Source organism: Micromonospora sp. CA-248260, assembly GCF_050942205.1.
GTDB lineage: Bacteria > Actinomycetota > Actinomycetes > Mycobacteriales > Micromonosporaceae > Micromonospora > Micromonospora antibiotica.
Map to the genome: position 1 here is coordinate 437,217 of NZ_CP192021.1, position 18,557 is coordinate 455,773.

General features: G+C 74.1%; 16 protein-coding genes. 9 read left to right on the forward strand and 7 right to left on the reverse strand.

From position 1 onward, the window contains the following. Positions 1–14 precede the first annotated feature (14 nt). Both nuoN and ACQP2H_RS02130 read left to right on the forward strand, forming a co-directional pair. On the forward strand, positions 15–1,568 hold the full coding sequence (gene nuoN, locus ACQP2H_RS02125) for an NADH-quinone oxidoreductase subunit NuoN (RefSeq protein ID WP_208565522.1): 1,554 nt from the start codon (positions 15–17) through the stop codon (positions 1,566–1,568). A gap of 90 nt (positions 1,569–1,658) precedes the next feature. Further along, a complete protein-coding gene (locus ACQP2H_RS02130; protein ID WP_357533010.1) occupies positions 1,659–2,741 on the forward strand; it encodes a polyprenyl synthetase family protein in 1,083 nt (360 codons plus the stop codon). A gap of 124 nt (positions 2,742–2,865) precedes the next feature. Here ACQP2H_RS02130 and ACQP2H_RS02135 read toward each other — a convergent pair whose 3' ends face one another. Further along, positions 2,866–4,056 (reverse strand): MFS transporter, encoded by a 1,191-nt coding sequence (locus tag ACQP2H_RS02135; RefSeq protein WP_433230725.1) that lies wholly within the window; start codon positions 4,054–4,056, stop codon positions 2,866–2,868. Positions 4,057–4,214: 158 nt separating this feature from the next. Here ACQP2H_RS02135 and ACQP2H_RS02140 point away from each other — a divergent pair, with 158 nt between their 5' ends. Beyond that, entirely contained in the window at positions 4,215–4,997 is a 783-nt protein-coding gene (locus ACQP2H_RS02140; RefSeq protein WP_208565525.1) for an IclR family transcriptional regulator, read from the forward strand. 87 nt (positions 4,998–5,084) lie between these two features. On the opposite strand, the gene ACQP2H_RS02145 is transcribed toward ACQP2H_RS02140, so the two are convergent. After that, entirely contained in the window at positions 5,085–7,211 is a 2,127-nt protein-coding gene (locus ACQP2H_RS02145) for a PhoX family protein (RefSeq protein ID WP_208565526.1), read from the reverse strand. A gap of 215 nt (positions 7,212–7,426) precedes the next feature. Between ACQP2H_RS02145 and ACQP2H_RS02150 the strand changes: the two genes are divergently transcribed. Together ACQP2H_RS02150 and ACQP2H_RS02155 are read left to right on the forward strand one after the other, a co-directional pair. Further along, the gene (locus ACQP2H_RS02150) at positions 7,427–7,942 is read left to right on the forward strand and encodes a sigma-70 family RNA polymerase sigma factor (protein ID WP_208565835.1); all 516 of its coding nucleotides are present in this window, start codon (positions 7,427–7,429) and stop codon (positions 7,940–7,942) included. Then, a complete protein-coding gene (locus ACQP2H_RS02155; RefSeq protein WP_208565527.1) occupies positions 7,939–8,640 on the forward strand; it encodes an anti-sigma factor family protein in 702 nt (233 codons plus the stop codon). Before ACQP2H_RS02150 ends, ACQP2H_RS02155 begins: the two co-directional genes overlap by 4 nt. Before the next feature lie 27 nt (positions 8,641–8,667). Here ACQP2H_RS02155 and rarD read toward each other — a convergent pair whose 3' ends face one another. The 4 genes from rarD to eccE form a co-directional block, all read right to left on the reverse strand. Continuing rightward, on the reverse strand, positions 8,668–9,591 hold the full coding sequence (gene rarD / locus ACQP2H_RS02160; protein ID WP_357533016.1) for an EamA family transporter RarD: 924 nt from the start codon (positions 9,589–9,591) through the stop codon (positions 8,668–8,670). A 52-nt stretch (positions 9,592–9,643) separates the two neighbouring features. Then, positions 9,644–10,078, reverse strand: a complete 435-nt coding sequence (locus ACQP2H_RS02165; RefSeq protein WP_433230730.1) for a GNAT family N-acetyltransferase — start codon at positions 10,076–10,078, stop codon at positions 9,644–9,646. Positions 10,079–10,229: 151 nt separating this feature from the next. After that, a complete protein-coding gene (locus ACQP2H_RS02170; RefSeq protein WP_208565530.1) occupies positions 10,230–10,616 on the reverse strand; it encodes a phage holin family protein in 387 nt (128 codons plus the stop codon). A gap of 54 nt (positions 10,617–10,670) precedes the next feature. Beyond that, entirely contained in the window at positions 10,671–12,482 is a 1,812-nt protein-coding gene (gene eccE / locus ACQP2H_RS02175; RefSeq protein ID WP_433230733.1) for a type VII secretion protein EccE, read from the reverse strand. A 496-nt stretch (positions 12,483–12,978) separates the two neighbouring features. On the opposite strand from eccE, the gene ACQP2H_RS02180 reads away from it, so the two are divergent. After that, entirely contained in the window at positions 12,979–13,296 is a 318-nt protein-coding gene (locus tag ACQP2H_RS02180) for a WXG100 family type VII secretion target (protein WP_219465903.1), read from the forward strand. 24 nt (positions 13,297–13,320) lie between these two features. Continuing rightward, entirely contained in the window at positions 13,321–13,614 is a 294-nt protein-coding gene (locus ACQP2H_RS02185; protein ID WP_208565533.1) for a WXG100 family type VII secretion target, read from the forward strand. 132 nt (positions 13,615–13,746) lie between these two features. Here the strand turns inward: ACQP2H_RS02185 and mycP are convergent, their stop codons facing one another. After that, entirely contained in the window at positions 13,747–14,967 is a 1,221-nt protein-coding gene (mycP, locus tag ACQP2H_RS02190; protein ID WP_433230738.1) for a type VII secretion-associated serine protease mycosin, read from the reverse strand. Between the two features lie 153 nt (positions 14,968–15,120). Between mycP and ACQP2H_RS02195 the strand changes: the two genes are divergently transcribed. Both ACQP2H_RS02195 and ACQP2H_RS02200 read left to right on the forward strand, forming a co-directional pair. Then, positions 15,121–18,051 (forward strand): SseB family protein, encoded by a 2,931-nt coding sequence (locus ACQP2H_RS02195; RefSeq protein ID WP_433230741.1) that lies wholly within the window; start codon positions 15,121–15,123, stop codon positions 18,049–18,051. Beyond that, positions 18,048–18,413 (forward strand): hypothetical protein, encoded by a 366-nt coding sequence (locus ACQP2H_RS02200; protein ID WP_208565535.1) that lies wholly within the window; start codon positions 18,048–18,050, stop codon positions 18,411–18,413. The genes ACQP2H_RS02195 and ACQP2H_RS02200 overlap by 4 nt, the downstream gene beginning before the upstream one ends. Positions 18,414–18,557 lie beyond the last annotated feature (144 nt).

Below are 18,557 nucleotides of genomic sequence, written 5' to 3' on the forward strand. Positions count from 1 at the left end.
AGGCGGCATCCGCAGTGACCGAACTCAAGTTGCCGTCGATCGACTATCCGTCGATCGCCCCGATCCTGATCATGCTGGGGGTGGCCCTGCTGGGTGTCCTGGTGGAGGCGTTCGTACCGCGTCCCCGCCGGCACCTGGTGCAGCTGACGCTGTCCCTGGTGGCGGTGCTCGCCGCGCTGGTGATGGTGGTGCTCAACGCCGACGCCCGGCTGGTCACGGCGGGTGGGGCGCTGGCCGTGGACGGTCCCGCCCTGTTCCTGCAGGGCACCATCCTGGTGCTCGCCGCGATGTCGCTGCTGCTGATCGGCGAGCGGTCGGTGGAGCGCGGTGGCGCGTTCGTCGCCCAGGCGGCGGTGACCGCCGAGTCGGCCGACGACCGGAAGCAGGCCGAGGGGCGCAACGGGGCCACCGAGGTGTACCCGCTGACCAGCTTCGCGATCGGCGGCATGCTGATCTTCGTGGCGGCGAACGACCTGCTGACCATGTTCATCGCGCTGGAGGTCTTCTCCCTGCCGCTCTACCTGCTCTGCGCGCTGGCCCGTCGCCGGCGGCTGCTGAGCCAGGAAGCGGCGATGAAGTACTTCCTGCTCGGCGCGTACGCCTCGGCGTTCTTCCTGTTCGGGGTGGCCCTGGTGTACGGCTTCACCGCCGGCATCCCGGGCCGCTCGGCCGGCGTCGACTTCGCCACCGTGCACGCCGCGGTGAACGAGTCCCCGGCCAGCGAGGTGCTGCTCTTCGCCGGGATGGCGCTGATCGCCATCGGCCTGCTGTTCAAGGCTGCCGCCGCCCCGTTCCACGTCTGGACCCCGGACGTCTACCAGGGTGCGCCGACCCCGGTCACCGGCTTCATGGCGGCCTGCACGAAGGTGGCCGCGTTCGGGGCCCTGCTGCGGGTATTCCACGTGGCGTTCGATCAGACCGCCTGGGACTTCACCCCCGTCCTCGGGGTGGTGGCGGTGCTCACCATGCTGGTCGGCGCGGTGCTGGCGGTCACCCAGACCGACATCAAGCGGCTGCTGGCGTACTCGTCGATCGCCAACGCCGGTTACCTGCTGGTCGGGGTCCTCGCCCCGACCGGGGCGGGCGTCTCCGGCACGATGTTCTACCTGGCCGCGTACGGCTTCTCGGTGCTCGCCGCGTTCGCCGTGGTGACCCTGGTCCGGGACGCCGACGGGGAGGCCACCCACCTGTCCCGCTGGGCCGGGCTGGGCCGCCGCTCGCCGTTCTATGCCGGGGTCTTCACCTTCATCCTGCTGGCCTTCGCCGGTATCCCGTTGACCAGCGGCTTCATGAGCAAGTTCGCGGTCTTCGGCCCGGCTCTGGAGAGCGGGCACGCCTGGCTGGTGGTGGCCGGTGTGCTGACCAGCATGGTGCTGGCCTTCCCGTACCTGCGGGTGGTGGTGATGATGTGGCTGTCGGAGCCGGGCGAGAGCACCCCGACCGTTGCGGTGCCGGGCGGGCTGACCGCCACCGCGCTGATGATCGGGGTGGCTGCCACGCTGATCCTCGGCGTGCTGCCGGCACCCCTGCTCGACCTGGCGACGGACGCCGCAGCATTCGTCAGGTGACCTGTTCCCCGTGGCCGTGGGGCCGGTGCGCTCAGGCGTGCCGGCCCCACGGCCGTATCCCCCGTCCGGAGCAGGTCGAACGGGTGTGGCATGGTTGATGGTGTGGTGATTCCGGCGGGGGAGCGTTCAGGCGGCGTCGGCTCCGGCGGTCGTCGGGGACGGGCGGGCACGGGTCAGGTCGGCGCGCTCGGCGTGCACCTCGCCGATCCACGGGTCGAGGCGTCCGTGCTGGGCCTGCTCGACGACGTCGAGGTCGAGCTGCGGGCCAGCGTGGCCAGCGCCGATCCACTCGTCACCGAGGCGGCCCGGCACCTGGTCGAGGCGGGCGGCAAGCGGTTCCGTCCGTTGCTGGTGGCCCTGGGTGCGCAGTTCGGTGACCCGGCGGGCCCGCAGGTGGTGCCGGCGGCCGTGGTGATGGAGCTCACCCACCTGGCCACCCTCTACCACGACGACGTGATGGACGAGGCCGCCGTGCGGCGGGGTGCCCCGAGCGCCAACTCCCGCTGGACCAACTCGGTGGCCATCCTGGTCGGCGACTACCTCTTCGCGCGGGCCGCGGACATCGCCGCCGACCTGGGTCCGACGGCGGTCCGCCTCCAGGCCCGCACCTTCGCCCGGCTGGTGCACGGCCAGATCGCCGAGACCGTCGGTCCCCGCACGCAGGACCCGGTCGACCACTACCTGCGGGTGATCGCCGACAAGACAGGGTCGCTGATCGCCACCTCGGCCCGGTTCGGCGGGATGTTCGGCGGGGCGTCCGAGGAGCACACCGAGGCCCTCGCCGGCTACGGGGAGACCATCGGGGTGGCCTTCCAGCTCTCCGACGACCTGCTCGACATCGCCTCCGAGTCGACCCAGTCGGGTAAGACACCCGGCACCGACCTGCGCGAGGGGGTGCCGACCCTGCCGGTGCTCTACGCGCTGGCCGGCGACGACTCCGATGCGGCCTCGGTGCGGCTGCGGGAGATCCTGTCCACCGGCCCGCTCGTCGACGACGCGCTGCACGCCGAGGCGCTCGGCCTGCTGCGGGAGTCCCCCGCGCTCAAGCGGGCCCGGGAGACCGTCCGCAGCTACGCCGAGGACGCCCGTGCGCAGTTGGCCCCGCTGCCGCAGATCCCGGCCCGGCGGGCGCTCGAATCCCTCTGCGACTACATCGCCGACCGCACCAGCTGACCTGCGCCGCTCGACGACCGGCGGCCCGACCGGGTGCCGTCAGCCGTCCCCGTTCGTCACCAGCTGACCTGCGCCGCTCGATGACCGGCCGGCCCGACCGGGTGCCGTCAGCCGTCCCCGTTCGTCAGCCGGCGGCGGAGCGCCGCAGCAGCCGGCTGCCGGTGAGCATGAGCACGGCGGCGAGGAGCATGGCGATCGCGGCGGCCAGCCACATCACCGGGTAGCCGCGGGTGCCGGCGAGCGCCCCGAGCCCGAGCGGGCCGAGGCAGCCGCCGGCGTACACGCCGGTCTGGGTGATCGAGGTGGCGGCGGCCGGGGCCTGCGGGTGCAGCCGGACCACCGCGAAGTTCATCAGGCCGGGCCAGGCCCAGCCCAGCCCGAAGCCGAGGACCACCCCGGCGGTGAGTGGCACCGGACCGGCCACGGCCAGCAGCCCCAACCCGACCGCCCCGACCACCAGCATCGCGGCGATCAGCGCGACGTGACCGGTGTCCCGCCGGTCGGCCAGCCAGCCGACGCCGATCCGGGCGGCCACGCAGACCGCGCCCCCGAGGGTGAGCACCAGCCCGGCCGGGCCGGGGGCGAGCCCCCGGTGCACCGACGAGTCCACCACGAAGGTGCCCAGCGCGCCCGCCGCGCCCGCCGCGAGGGTCGCCGCCACCCCGACCACCACCAGCGCCGTGGTGGCCCCGCCGCCGCGTTCCGCCGCACGCTCCCGCGCCGGTCCGGCCACCTGCGGGGGTACGGCCGGCAGTGCGGCCAGCGCGGCTGCGGCGGCGGCCACGAACGCCCAGCGCCAGCCGGCGGTGAGGGCGATCGCCGGCACCGCCGCCCCGGCCAGCAGCGTGGAGGCGGGAACGGCGGCCTGCTTCACCCCGAACGACAGGCCCTGCCGCCGGGCGGGTACGTGCCGGGCCAGCGCCGCGTTGCTGGCCAGCTGGCCCAACGCGTTGGCGGTGGCGCTCAGCGCGAGCAGCCCCACCAGCACCGGGTACGACCGGGCCAGCCCGGCGATGGCGAGCAGGCAACCGGCGGCGAGACCGATGGCGACCCGGGCCACCACGGCGGGGCCGACCCGTTCCACCAGCCGGCCGGAGGGCATCGAGGCGAGCGCGCTGACGCCGAAGTAGATCGACACGGCCAGTCCCAGCCCGGCGGGGGAGAAGCCGAGGTCGTCCCCCATCTGCACGGCGAGCCCGCCGACCAGGAAGACCGGCAGGACGCTGGCGACGGTGGTCGCGACCGCTGCGACGCCGGCCCGTACGGGGCGTACGGTGGGCCGGCTCGGCGGGGGGCTGAGCGCGGTGTCGGTCATCGTGGGCTCAACCTACGCGAGTCGAGTTCCTGACAACCGTCGGCGTGTCGCCGGGTGACCCGCCGTATACCGCCTGATCTGGCATCCACCACCCGAACGGGCGTTCCGTCTCGGCCCGGTATTTCATATGGTGTAAGTCCCCGGCTGCGGAGGTGGTTGTGCGTGACCCCCTGGCGGAACCTTCGGACCTGATCCGGAGCGTTTCCCGCGCGCTACGCGTGCTCGAGTCGGTCGGTCGTGCCCCGAAAGGGCTGACCGTCAAGCAGATCGCCCGGCGGTGCGAGCTGACCGTCGCCACCACCTACCACCTGGTCCGCACCCTGGCCTACGAGGGTTACGTGATCCGTCGGGAGGACGGCACCTACATCGTCGGCCTGGAGATCGCCGACCGGTACCGCGAGCTGGTCACCGCGTTCCGGGGGCCGGCCGCCGTCGGGGAGTCGCTGCGGCGGGCCGCCATCGACACCGGGTGGAGCCACTACCTGGGCCGGTTCGTCGGCGGTCAGGTGGCGGTCACCGCCGTCGCCGAGGGAGCCCGCTCGCCCTACCTGGAGGACATGGTCCCCGGCTTCGACGAGGGTGCACACGCCACCGCCCTGGGCAAGGCGCTGCTGGCCACCCTCACCACCGAACAGCGCCTGCGCTACCTGCGCGAGTACGGCATGCGGCCGTTCACCACCGCCACCCTGACCACCCCGGAGGCGTTCGAGGCGGACCTGGCCGCCGGCGACCGGCGCGGGATGCAGTTGGAGCTGGGGCAGTTCCGGCAGGGGGTGGCCTGTGCCGCCGTGCTGGTCACCCCGGACAAGGACATGGAACGGCGGGTGGTGCTGGCCTGCGCGCTGCCGGCCAGCGAGATGATGACCTCGGCCCGGGTGGTACGGGCCAAGCTGCTCACCGCCGCCCGCGCCGTCGCCGACGGCATCGCCGCCGACGCCTGACCCGTCACGGGCGAGGGCCCCCTCCCGGACCGAAGCGGGAGAGGGCCCTCGTGGCCGGTCCGGCGGTGGACCGACCCGGGGAGCGCGTCAGCTGCCGATCGGGCCGCCGTCGAGCCGCCAGGTGACCACCACGCCCGGCTTGGCGTAGTCGCCGTCCGGCCAGGTCGACGCCGGCTTCTCCACCGACGCGCCGGTGATCTCGCCGGGGTGCTGCACGGCCACGAACACCGACCGGTTGTCGCCGGTGATGAACGGCCCGCAGGTCTCCGCGCCCAGCGGCACGGTCAGGAACTGCTTCAGGTGCCCCCGCTCCGGCCCCTCGACGGCGGTGGCGAAGAGGCCGTCGTTGCTGCCCAACGCGTTGCCGTCGGTCGAGATCCACAGGTTGCCGGTGGCGTCGAAGGCGACGTTGTCCGGGCAGGAGATCGGCGACACCTTGGTCTTGTCGTACCCGGCGAAGTAGGTCGACGGGTCGGTCGGGTCACCGGCGACGATCGGCAGCGACCAGGCGAAGGACTCCGCCGTGTTGTCGCCCCGGTCCTCGACCAGCTCCAGGATCTGCCCGTGCTTGTTGAGGTTGCGCGGGTTGATCTCGTCGGCCGCCGGCTTACCGGCCTTGCCCCGGTCGGTGTTGTTGGTCAGCGCCACGTACACCTTGCCGGTGAGCAGACTCGGCTCGACGTCCTCCGGGCGGTCCATCTTGGTCGCGCCGACCTTGTCCCCGGCGAGCCGGGTGAAGGTGAGCACGTCGGCGGCGGTCATCCCGTCGACGAAACTGCGGTTGCCGCTGACCAGCTTGATCCACCGTCCGGTGCCGTTGAACGCGCCGTCGGCGGGCAGCTTGCCCGTGCCGTCGATCTCGGCGGCGCTGGTCTGGGCGAACTGCGCCACGTAGAGGGTGCCCGACTCGAGCAGGGTCAGGTTGTTCTTGCGGGCCACCCAGGAGTCACCAGGCATGAACTTCTTGTCGGAGACGAACTTGTAGAGGTAGTCGAAGCGCTCGTCGTCGCCCATGTACGCGACCACCCGCTTGTCGCGGGCCACGATCACGTTGGCGCCCTCGTGCTTGAACCGGCCCAGCGCGGTGTGCTTGCGCGGACGGCTCTCCGGGTCGAACGGGTCGATCTCGACGATCCACCCGAACCGGTGCGCCTCGTTGGGGTGCTTGGCCAGGTCGAACCGTTCGTCGGCCCGCTCCCACTTGCGGCTGCCGCTGGGGTAACGGGCGGCGGTGGTGATGCCGTACCTGTCGAACCTGGGCTTCAACTCGGCCGGCGCGGCGTCGGCGCCGACGAAGTACTGGTTGAAGTTCTCCTCGCCGGACAGCACCGTCCCCCACGGGGTGACCCCACCGGCGCAGTTGTTCAGCGTGCCGACCACCGTGCGGCCCTTCGGGTCGGCGGCGGTGCGCAGCCAGGCCGAACCGGCGGCCGGGCCGGTCAGCTCGAACTTCGTGGCCAGCGCGGTGACCCGCCGGTTGTACGGCCGGCGGCCCTGGCCCACCGGCCGCCACTGCCCGGTGCCGTCCACCCGCTCCAGTTCCACCACGGACATGCCGTGCGCGGCCATCGCGGTGCGCAGCTGCTCGACGGTGAGGTTGTCCAGGCCGGTGAAGCCGGGGAACATCAGATCCTCGTTGGTGTACTCGTGGTTGACCACGAGCAGCGCCCGCTTGCCCCGCCGGTCCAGCGGCAGCACCCCGACGAAGTCGTTGTTGTAGCCGAACTGCTTGGCCTGGGCGGCGGCGGTCTGCCCGTGCAGGTCGAACCGGGGCGCACCGGGCAGCACCGGGTCACCCCAGCGGATGACCACGTGGTGGTCGTACCCGTTGGGGACGACCAGGGTGTCGAGCTGGTTCGGCGGGATCGGCTTGAAGGTCAGCGCCCCGCTGCCGACACCTCGCTGCGGGGCGGTCGGGTCGCCGACCTCCGGCACCACCGGGGTGGCCGGCGCGGCGGCGGCGGGGACGGCCCCGGCCAGCGCGCCGGTGGCGGCACCGCCGAAGCCGAGCACCAGCGCGCCCACCGCACCCGCCCGGACGACGCCCCGACGGGACACCTCGCCCTCGACGAGGTCGCCGAAGTAGGTGTTGTCGGACGTGTTGGGCACCGGGTGGTCGCAGGCGTTGCCGCAGCGGTACAGACAGGTCATCGCATCGCGGCTGCCGTGCCGGGTGGCACCGAGCAGCGGGAGCAGCCGGGGACGGTCGCTCATGGGAAGGAGCCTCCTGGAGACAGGTCGGTGGCACGCCGTTTTCACCTGCTCGACGTGCGTACCGGGCGGACGCTGCCAGGACGGGGTGAGCGGCCACCGGACGCGGTGTGAACCGGATGTGAACAGCAGTGGCCGGTGAACCGATCAGCGTCACGGCGCGTAGTAACGGGCGGACACATTCGCCGGACTCGTCGCGCGGGAAGCGAGGGATCACCATCAGCGACCACGACGCCCAACTGCTGCGCGCGCTGCACGACGAGCACGCCGAGGCGCTCTACGCGCACGCGTTGCGGTTGGTCAACGGGGACCGCACCCGGGCCGAGGACCTGGTGCAGGAGACCCTGCTGCGCGCCTGGCGTCACCCGGAGTCACTGGACCCGCGACGCGGCTCGGTGCGGGCCTGGCTCTTCACGACCGCCCGGAACCTGGCGATCGACGCCTGGCGGCGGCGGTCGACCCGGGTCGGCGAGGTGTTCACCGACGACCTGCCCGAGCAGCCGGAGACGATTGACGAAGCGGAACGCGCGGTGGAGGCCTGGACCATCGCCGAGGCGCTGAGCCGACTGAGCCCCACCCACCGGGAGGTGCTGGTCGAGTGCTTCTACCAGGGCCGCTCAGTGTCCGAGGCGGCGGCCCGGCTGGGGGTGCCACCGGGGACGGTCAAGTCCCGCACCCACTACGCGCTGCGTTCACTGCGGCTGGCCCTGGCCGAGATGGGGGTGACCGGATGACCCGCTGCGAGTTCGCACACGACGACGGCGCGTACGTGCTGGGTGCCCTCGCCCCCGCCGACCGGGCCGCCTACGAGCGGCACCTGTCCGGCTGTGCGGCGTGCCGGGAGGCGGTGGCCGAGGTCGCGGTGCTGCCGGGCCTGCTGGGCCGGCTCGACCCGACCACGCTGGAGGAGTTCCTCCCCCCGCCGCCGGAGATCAGCCGGGTGCCCGACCTGATCGCTGTGGCCCGGGACCGCCGCCGCCGCGAGCGGACCCGCAACCGCCGACGGTACGCGCTGACCGCGCTCGTCGCCGCCGCGTTCGCCCTGGTGCTGGGCTTCGGCGGGGCTGCCGCCCTGCGACCGGCCGGCCCGCCCGCGCCGACCACCCAGGCGGTGCGGATGGTGTCCATGGCACCGGTGTCGCCGAAGACCCCGGCGTTGCACGCGGAGATCGGGCTGAGCGGCACCAAGTGGGGCACCGAGGTCACCATGCACTGCGGGTACGACGCGACGGCCGGCTACGGCAAGGCGAACACGTTCCGACTGGTGGCGCGCGGCCCCGACGACGCGACGGAACAGATCGCCTCCTGGCTGGCCGCCCCCGGCGACGACGTGAACCTGCGTGGCGCGACCCGGTTCACCGACGCCGACCTGGTCCGACTCGAACTCCTGCGCGCCGACGGGACCCTCGTCCTCAGCTACGACGTCCGCTGACCCCCGGGGAGCGTCGGGTCGGGTGGCTCAGTGGGCGGCGGCCGGGAGCGGCGCGGCGGCGCGGGCGGCGGCCCGGTTGCGCCGGCCGTGCCGCACCGCGTCCAGGGTGAAGATCAGCAGGGCCAGCCAGACCAGGGCGAAGCCGGCCAGCCGGGCCGGGGGCATCGGCTCGTGGAAGATCAGCACGCCGCAGCCGAGCTGGAGGATCGGGGCCACGTACTGGAGCATGCCGAGCGCGGTCAGCGGCAACCGGTTGGCCGCGCCCGCGAAGAGCAGCAGCGGGATGGCGGTCGCCGCCCCGGCCGCCACCAGCAGCGCGGTGTGCCCGGCCGAGACCTGCCCGAACGTCGAGCCGCCCCGGCTCGCCAGCCAACCCAGGTAGCCCAGGGCGGGCAGCGCCAGCACCGCCGACTCGACGAACAGCCCCTCCGCCGCCGGCAGCCCGAGCCGCTTCTTGGCCAACCCGTACCCGGCGAAGCTGACCGCCAGGGTCAGCGCCAGGTAGGGCAGCCGACCGTAGTCGACGGTGAGCACCGCGACGGCCGCCGCCCCCACCCCGAGCGCCACCCACTGCGCCGGGCGCAGCCGCTCCCGCAGCACGAACACCCCGAGCAGCACCGACACCAGCGGGTTGATGAAGTAGCCGAGCGCGGTCTCCACCACCCGGTCGGAGTTCACCCCGTAGATGTAGGTGCCCCAGTTCACCGCGATCAGGGCCGCCGCGACGACGATCCCGGCCAGCGTCCGGGGGCGGCGGGCCAGCGAGCGCAGGAAACCGATGTTGCGCAGGGCGGCGAGCAGCAGCGCGACGAACAGCACCGACCAGATGATCCGGTGGGCAAGGATCTCCACCGGCCCGGCCGGGCGCAAAAGCTTGAGGTAGATCGGGAAGAAACCCCAGATCAGGTACGCGCCAAAGCCGTAGAGATAGCCGAGCCGCAACGGAGTCACGGTCCCACCGTAAGGGGTGGGACCGGCTCGGGTTCGTTGCCGGTGAGCGGGGTCACCGCCCGTTCACCCACGCCATCCACTGCTGCGGTGGCGCGGGCGTGAAGCCCACCTTCGCGTACACCCCGTGGGCGTCGAGGGTCGTCAAGGCGATCCGGCGTACGCCGAACCCGGCGAGGTGGTCGCGGACCGCGCCGGCCAGCCAGGTGCCCAACCCGCGACCCCGCGCCTCGGGGGCGACGTAGACGTCGCAGAGCCAACCGAAGGTCGCCCGGTCGGTGACCACCCGCCCGACAGCCACCTGCGCGCCGTCCTCCGGGCGGTAGACGCCGTACGGGATCGACCCGGCGAAGGCCCGTTCCGTCGTTTCCCGACTACGGCCGAGCGCCCAGTAGGCGTCGGTGGAGAGCCAGTGGTGCACCCGGTCCCGGTCGATCCGCTCCGGGTCGGTGCTGAGCTGGTAGCCGTCAGGGCGGGTCAGCGAGAACACGTCGTCACGCTAACCCCATCCGGGGCCCGTCCCGCCAGCCAATTTCCGTCAGGTGGCCGCAGCTGGCCGGCCCGGCCACCGCCGTGCCGGCTGGCATCCTGCCGGCCACCGCCGTGCCGGCTGGCATCGGGCGCGGTGGCCGGCAGGCGGGTCAGTCGCGGTCGAGGATGGCGCCCAGGATCCAGGTCACGATGCCGACGAGCAGCGCGCCCAGCACCGCCTCCGGCCAGAACCCGTCCACGTGGAAGGGTAGGTTCGCCTGGTCGGCGATCCAGCTGGTGAGCAGGAACAGCAGACCGTTGACGACCAGTGCGATCAGGCCGAGGGTGAGCAGGTAGAAACCACAGCCGACGGTCTTGATGATCGGCTGGAGCACCGCGTTGACCACGCCGAAGATCACCGAGACGAGCACCAGGGTGACGATCGCCTCGCCGGCCGAACCGGTGTCGAGCGTGATGCCCGGGATGAACAACGTCGCCAGCCAGAAGGCCACCACCGTGGAGCCCAGCCGGATCAGAAGGCCCTTCAGAAAATCCATGGCCGGGATCGTGCCACGCCTGGTCCACCTGGGGAAACCGCCGTGGCTTTCCGGTCAGCGCCGGCCGGGGCGACCGACCAGCTGCGACTCGATCGCGGTGGGCGAAAGCAGTGCCCACCGCAACGCCCGCCGGTTGACCACCGCCACCATGTCGTCCCGGATCCGGGTCAGCCACTCCGCCGAGCCGCCCAACCCCAGCGCGGTGCCCGCCAGGGCGGCCTCCGCCGGGTCGAGGGGTTGCAGCACCGCCAGGTCGGCCCGACCCAGGGTGTCGACGTCCAGCGGGGTCAGCTCGTCCCGGACCACCAGGGTGGACACCCAGGCCGCCCCGGGTGGCGGCTCGGCCATGGTGCCCGCGTCGACCACCACCAGCAGCGGTCGCAGTGGCGAACCGGTGGCACCCGGTGGCCGCCCGGTCGGGACCACCACGACCCCGCCCTGCTGCCCGCCGACCCCCCGCACGAACGGCTCCCAGGAGCGCGGCCGGCCGGTCTGCACCAGCACCCCCGCGCCCAGCGCCAACGACCGCAGCACCAGCAGTTGGGCTGCGGCCAGCCCACCGACCAGCACCAGCCGGGTGCCCTCGGCGCGGAACAGCCGGACGGTCACCGCACCACCGTGCCGGTTGGCCCCCACCATCAGCCCGGCCCCACCCAGGGTCAGTTCCGGTGGCTCCACCTGCGGTGCGGTCCCCTTCGCCAGCACCGGCACCGCCAACGGCAGTGTGGCGGCCAGGCCGGGGAGCTGCCCGCCGTCGAGCCGGCGCAGCTCACCACCGGCGTCGGCGGCGAGCCGGCACAACCCTTCGGCGGCGAGCGCCAACCCGGCCGGCGTCGGGGCGGCCAGTCGTACCGTCAACTCGGCCGGTGGGGGTGCGGTGTCGCCGCCGGACTGCGGACCGGCACAGAGCGACACGCTGGTGGCGGTCGCCGGCAGCGCCAGCAGCCGGGCCACCAACCGGCGACCCGGATCGACCCGGGCGTCCGGCCAGCGGTCCCACCGGAAGGTGGCCTGGTGCAGGCCGCCGGTGCGCACCGTCGACCAGTTCTCCCGCACGGGCTGACCGGCCTCGTGGTGGGCGAGTTCACCCAGCACCCGCAGCGCCGCGTGCTCACCGAGCGGTCGGGCCGGCACCGGCCCGACCCGGCGGCCGATCCGGCGTACCGTACCGGCCAGCGCCCGGCGCAGGTCGCTGTCGGACCAGCCGGGCGCACGCAGCACCCGGACCGCGAGCAGGGCATGTTCCTGCCCCGGCAGCCGCCCCTCGGTCAGCTGTCGGTAGGACGTGCCCGCCGCGCCACCGGCCACCCCCGCCGCCGGGGCGGGCACGGCGTGCAGCAGCACCTGCACCCGCACGGGCGGTTGCGCCGTCCCGGCCGGCGGCAGCAGCGTGCCGGGGGCCGGCAGCGGGTGGGGCCGGTCGCCGAGCAGGTCACCCGGGTCGCCCAGGTCGAGCAGGACGGTCAGCCCGGTGCCGTCGTCGATCACCCCGGCCGGCCCGTCGGCCAGCTCCACCGGGCCCAGCACGGCGCCGGGGAGCACCAGGTCCAGCAGGGCCGCCGGGGCGGCGTCGCGGGGTAGCCCGCGCCGTCGGGTGAGGTAACCGGTGGCGGTGCCCCACCAGGCGAAGAGCCACCGCCCACGCCACCGCCCCCAGGCGAGGCCGGCCAGGACGACCGCCCCGACCGCGGCGAGTACGGCCAGCCCCGCGCCGCGACCGTACGCGGCCAGCGGCAACGCGAGCGCCACCTGCGTGGCGACCACCTGGCCGGCACGCACGGCGGAGCCCGTGCGGGCTCGGGGCGGGCCCCCGTGGCTCCGCGGCGGCTGACGCCGGGCCGGACGATCGGTCGTGCCCGCCGACACCGCGCCTCCTCCGTCACGCTCTCCGCCCACCCCGGGACGTGGTGGTCGATCTGCTGCTGTGTCGTGGCCGATCCCGGCGCGGCCGGTGTCGGCGTCGTCGTGGTGCGGGCACCTCGTGCTGCGGGTGGGCCCCGGTGCGGGTGGGCCCGTGGTGATGTGCGTGCGGCTCGTGGTGTGCCGGTGACCGACCCGGGTGGGGTCGGGTGTCCAGGTGGATCGCCCCCACCGGTGGGGGTGGGTCCGACCACATCGGACCGCAACGCGACGGAGGCGTGACCCATGGTAGTGGCCCGGGCGGTCCGATGGGGACCCCGGCCGTCGCGCGTGCGGAGGTTGTCCACAGGGGATAGCGGCGGGGTAGCACAACCGGGATGGTGCGACTACCGTCAGCGACGAGTTTCGCCGACATCATCCCGCCAGGCCCACCGCCGGCGGGCCGCCGTCCCCCATGGAGGGCGTGGATCGGCTCCGACCGAAGAGACGAGGTGACGTCCGGATGGCCCAGACCCAGGCAGAGGCTGCGGTGATGCAGCGCACCGCTGCGAAGTTCGAGCAGGTCGACCAGTCGTTGCAGGCCATGCTGACCGGCCTGATGACCGAGCTGGAGGTGTTGCAGCAGGCCTGGCGGGGTGCCGGTGGGCGTTCGTTCGCGCAGGTCAAACAGCAGTGGGGAAAGGACCAGGCCGCGCTGCACCAGGCGCTGCGGGAGACCGCGACGGCCATCCGCACCGCCGGCCGGCACTACGACGTCTCGGACACCGAGGCCGCCAGCCGGGTCGCCGGCACCAATCGCGGCATCCAACTGCCACTCTGAACCATCCCGGGGAGGGACCATCCGATGGACCACGGTGTGCTGGTCGTCAACTTCGCCGCCTTGCACCAGGCCGGCGCGGACATCCAGAAGGCGTTGAACACCCTCGACGCGCAGCTCGGTCAACTGGAGCGGGATGCCGCCCCGCTGATCGCCGGCTGGGACGGTGAGGCCCGGCAGGCGTACGAGCAACGGCAGGCGCGGTGGCGGTCCGCCTCGCAGGACCTCCAGGCCATGCTGCGCGACATCAAGCTCGCGGTGGACGACTCCGCCGCCGACTACCTCAACACCGAGAAGCGCAACGTCGGCCTGTTCCAGTGAGCCGCCCGTGCTGGCGGCAGCGTCCGACGACCCACCGGTCGGGCGCTGCCGCCAGGCGGACCCGGTCGGGCGCTGCCGCCAGGCGGACCCGGTCGGGTGTCGTCGTCGGGCGGACCCGGTCGGGTGTCGTCGTCAGGCGGACCGGGCCGGGTGCCAGCGTCGGCGGCCGCCCCGGGGGAGCACCACCGCCAGCAGCACCGCCACCGCGAGCACCCCGCCGGTGACCGTGGCGACCAGCAGTGCCCGGTCCCGGGCCGCCGCCCGGCGGTGCTGCCGGGCCAGCAGCGCCGGGTCGGCCCGCTCCGCCGGCAGCGCCAGCGTCGACCGGGCGACCGGCCCGGGACCGGTGCCGGTCTCCACGACCGCCCGGTACGGGTTGAGCACGCCGGCCCCGTAGCCACCCCGCCGCCCGCCCGGCGCCGGATCGGTGGTGCCCACGATCCGGCGCGTCACCTCGGCGGCGCTGAGTTCCGGCCGGTACTGCCGCAGCAGCGCCGCGGTGGCCGCCACGAACGGGGCGGCGTAACTGGTCCCCTCGGCACGCTGATGGCCCTGCCCCGGCGCGGCCATCAACACCTCACTGCCCGGGGCGACCAGGTCGACGTACGTCCCGACCTGCGAGAACGAGGTGCGGATGCCCGCCGGGGTGATCGCACCGACACCGAGCACCCCGTCGTACGCGGCGGGGTAGGGCAGCGGGTCGCCACCGTCGTGCAGGTTGCCGGCGGCGGCCACCACGACCACGTCGCGCCGGACCGCGTAGTCGATGGCGTCCCGCACGGCCGGGTTGTCGGCGTACAGGACGACGGAGAGGTTGAGCACGTCGGCGTCGTGGTCCACCGCCCAGCGGACGGCCCGGGCGAAGTCGGCGGCGCTGACCGTACGCCCCGACTCGCGCCCCTCGACGACCTGCTGTTCGCTCACCCGTACCGGCAGGATGCGGGACCCGGGTGCGAGCCCGCGGAAGGCCACCCCTGCCCCCTCCCCAGCGGCGATGATGCTGGCCACTCCGGTGCCGTGACCGGCGCAGTCGCGGGTGCCGTCGCCGCCCGGGTCGAGGAAGTCCGCGCCGTCGAGCACCCGGCCCCGCAACTGGGGGTGCCGCCGGTCGACACCCGAGTCGATCACCGCGACGGTGACGCCGGTGCCGGTGGCGAGCGGGGCGATCCGCTCCGGGGCGTACCGTCGCTGGGGCCAGGGGAGGGCGGCGACCGGCCTGGCCGGCGCGGGCGCGGTGGCGCAGGCCGGGGCGGCGTGGGCCGGGGTGACCGACGACACGGTGACCGCCGGCAGCGCGGCGAGCAGGGCCGCCGCCAGAATGGTGGGCGCTTGTCGGCTGCCGGGTCGGGACATCGACCGCCTCCGTATCGTGTCGACTCCGTAACGCGATGTTAGTGCCTGGTCGGCTGCCAGGTCGGCCGGCTGGTGACCGACTTATTGTGATCTTGTTTTCACCTTGTAGGTTGTACGCGACGCCTGTGGCCTGATCCGGGAGGAGAGGTGGCCGTGACCGACTGGGAGCCGGCTACCGAGGCCGAGACGGCGATGCGTGACGCGCTGCGCGCCAGCGACCAGGAACGCTACTTCCGGATTCTGGCTGGTACGGACCTTTTCCTTCCGGTCTCCGGCCAGGCTCTCGCCGGGGCGACGCCGATGGGTTGGGGCACCTGGACCACCGGTGGCCGGACCCACGTGTTGGCCTTCACCTCGGCCGCCGCCATGCACGCCTGCCTCGGCGCCTCCGCCGGTCCGTGCCGGCGCAGCCGCTACGCCGACCTGGCCGTCGAGTGGCCCAACCACGAGTGGTGGCTGGCGGTGAATCCCGGGCTGCCGATCGAGGGCTACCTGCCTGCGTGGTTCGTGTCCCAGCTCTCCCGGGGCGACGTGCGGTTGCCCGGTCGCGCCCCGGGCGTGCGGTCCCGCCAGGAGCCCGACCGGACGCCGGGTTGGCTCCCGGCCGACGGGACGTCCGACGTCGAACCGACCGCCGACCTCTCCACCGGCCCCGCCGGCTGGGCCCCGCCCCGCCCGGTCCCCTCAGCAGCCTCGGTACCACCCGCCGGTGGTGCCGTCCGCCCGGCGGAGGGTGCGTCGCTGACCGACGAGCGGGGTCGTCCGGTCGCCGCGCCCGGTGGCCCACGCGACGTCGCTGCCGGGTCGCCCGATCACGGCCGGTCCGCCGGCCCGGCGTCCCCCGACCCCGCTCCGGCACCCGGCCAGCACAACGGCGGCTGGTCCACGGTCCCCCGCCGCCGCCTCCTGGGCGAGGAGGCCGCCGGTCCGACCAACGGGCGTACGTCGTTCTTCGAACCGTCCGCCGCCCGGGGCGCCTCCCGGTCACCACGGGACAACCCGCTGCGTTCCGGCGAACGGGCGACGCCACCGGCCCGGCCCGGCATGGGTGGTCAGCCCTTCCCCCGGCGTCGTCCGGCGCCCGCCCAACCGGTCGAGGACGAAACCACCCGGGCGTTCCAGGTCGGCCCGCCCGGCCAGCCGTCCCGCCCCGCTCCGGGCAACGGGCCGCCGGCCGTCGGCCGTCAACGCGACCCGCTGGCCGAGGAGCCGACCCGGGCCTTCCGGGTGGGACCGCCTGCCGCAGAGGCGACCCAGGCCCTGCCCCGCCGGCAGCCGGCCCCGGACGCGTCGGCGGGCATCCGGCAGCCGCCACCGGCCGGCCCGTCCGGCGGCAGGGCCGACATGTTCGCCAGCGCGAACGGCATGCCCGGCGCGAACGGCATGCCCGGCGCGAACGGCATGCCCGGTCCGGTGCCGGACGAGGCGGAGGAGGTGCCGTCCTCCGCCGCCGAACCGGTCTCCGGGCCGCCGGCGTCGCGCCGGGGGTTCACGCCCATCGTCATAGAGGGGGTGATCCTGGAGTCCCGCGACCTGCCCGTCGCCCCCGCTCCGGCCGCTGCCCCGACCCCACCGGTCGTCCCGACGCCAGCTCCCGCGCCGCCGGTCGTGCCCGCGCCAGCTCCCGCACCGCCGGTGGTCCCGACGCCAGCTCCCGCGTCGCCGGTCGTGCCCGCGCCAGCTCCCGCGTCGCCGGTGGTCCCTGAGCCGCCGGTGGTCCCGGTGGCGGCTGGGGGCGGCCCGGTCGCCGAGGACACGGTCAACCTCAACGGGAACGCCGGGCCGCCCGCGCCACCCGTTCAGCCCTCCGCCGCCGGGCCGACCTCCCCGACGTCAGTCGCCGGGTCGACCTCCCCGACGCCCGCCTCGGGTGCGGCCACCCGGCCCGCCTCCGACGACCTGTGGACTCCGGCCTCCGAACGGGCCGCGAAGGCGGTTCCATCGCAGGTGGCGGCGGGGCCCGCTGCCGGCCCGGTGGCTCCGCCGGCCGCTGCGCCCACCGCGCCGGTCGCTGCGGCGGTGGACCCGGGTCCGGTCACCGCCGCGTCGGCCGGGTTCGCCACGACGCCCCCGCCCGTCGCCGCCCCGACAGCCCCGCCCGTCGCCGCCGTCGACGAGTCGTTCCTGCCCGCCAACGAGGTCGAGGAGAACCTGCTGGACGCCGCCGGTGCCGGCAGCACCGACGGTTTCCTCTCCACCCTGCTGCTGGCCCGGGTGCTGCTGCCGGTCAATCCCGATTCGGTGACCGGCAGCCGGCCCGGCGAGCCCGGCTTCGCGTGGCGCACCGGCACCACGGACGGCGAGACGTTCGTGGTGGTCTACACCTCACCGGAACGGCTGGCCGAGCACGACGTACCACCGGTCGAGACGATCGAGGTGCGCTTCGTGCAGTTGATCCGGTGTTGGCCGGACCCGGGTTGGGCGTTCGCCGTCAACCCCGGCACCCCGGTCGGGGCCAAGCTCCCCGGCGAGCAGATCGTCGCCCTGGCCAGCTGGGCGGCCGAGGTCGGGCTGGGTGACGAGGCGGACCTGGAGCCGGTGGCCGCCGCCGAGGCGCCGGCCGAACGCACCCGGTACGCCCCGCCGGCCACCGATCCGTCCCGCCCGGTGGTGATGCAGAAGGCGATCGCCCCGAGTCAGCTCGCCTACTACCTGGAACGCGGCTACGACCGGGTCTCCGGTTTCGTGCACCGGGCCGGTGAACTGGCCCACCTGACCACCCCGGCGGAACTGCACGACGCCCTGGGACTGGGCTACCCGGGCTCCCCCTTCGCCCGCGACGCCGAGGCGGCCTACGTGCTGCGCTGGCCGGCGTACCGGCCGAGCCTCTACCGCATCCCGTACGGCGGGCAGAACGAGGCGGCGATGCGGGCCATGGAGGGCTGGGTCATCGAACGCGCGCCGTTCCGGGGCAACGGATTCGCCCCGGGGGAGAGCAGCGACGTGGTGGCCGAGTTCAAGGTGGACAGTGCCCGGCTGCCGCACGGGGCGCAGCTCTGGCGGATCGGCGCGGAGGGCACCGAACGGGTTATCGCCATCCTGGACACCGACGCGCTGGTCTGGCGACGGGTGGGGCAGTCGTGATGCGCGACGGCTACGTGGCCCGCTGGCAGGGCCGGGAATACCAGGTCAGCCCGGACGGCGACCATGTGCGGATCTACCAGCCGGAGCCCGCGGACGGCTTCGAGGAGGTACGCCCCGGCCGGTACGTGCGGGTCGTCCCGGCCGGCGAGGTCGAGAAGTTGGCGTACGTGCGGACCACCTGCACCTGGCAGGGGCAACCGTTCATCGTGCTCGGTGAGCACGACGGCTGGCTGCGGGTCGAGTACACCGGTGGTCGTTGGCCGGTGGCGCAGGCGATGGGGCTGGAGGTCTTCGACTTCGGTGTCTACCAGGGTTGGGCACCGGCCGCCGAGGTCGTCGACCTGCGCGAACAGCGGGTCTGACCCTCGGCCCACGGTCATCGGACCAGCCGGCAGTGGATCAGCCGGCAGCGGACCAGCCGGCAGCGGACCAGCCGGCAGCGGACCAGCCGGCAGTGGATCCGTCGACACCGCGCTCGTGACCGTCGGCAGCGGGTGGCCGGCGGC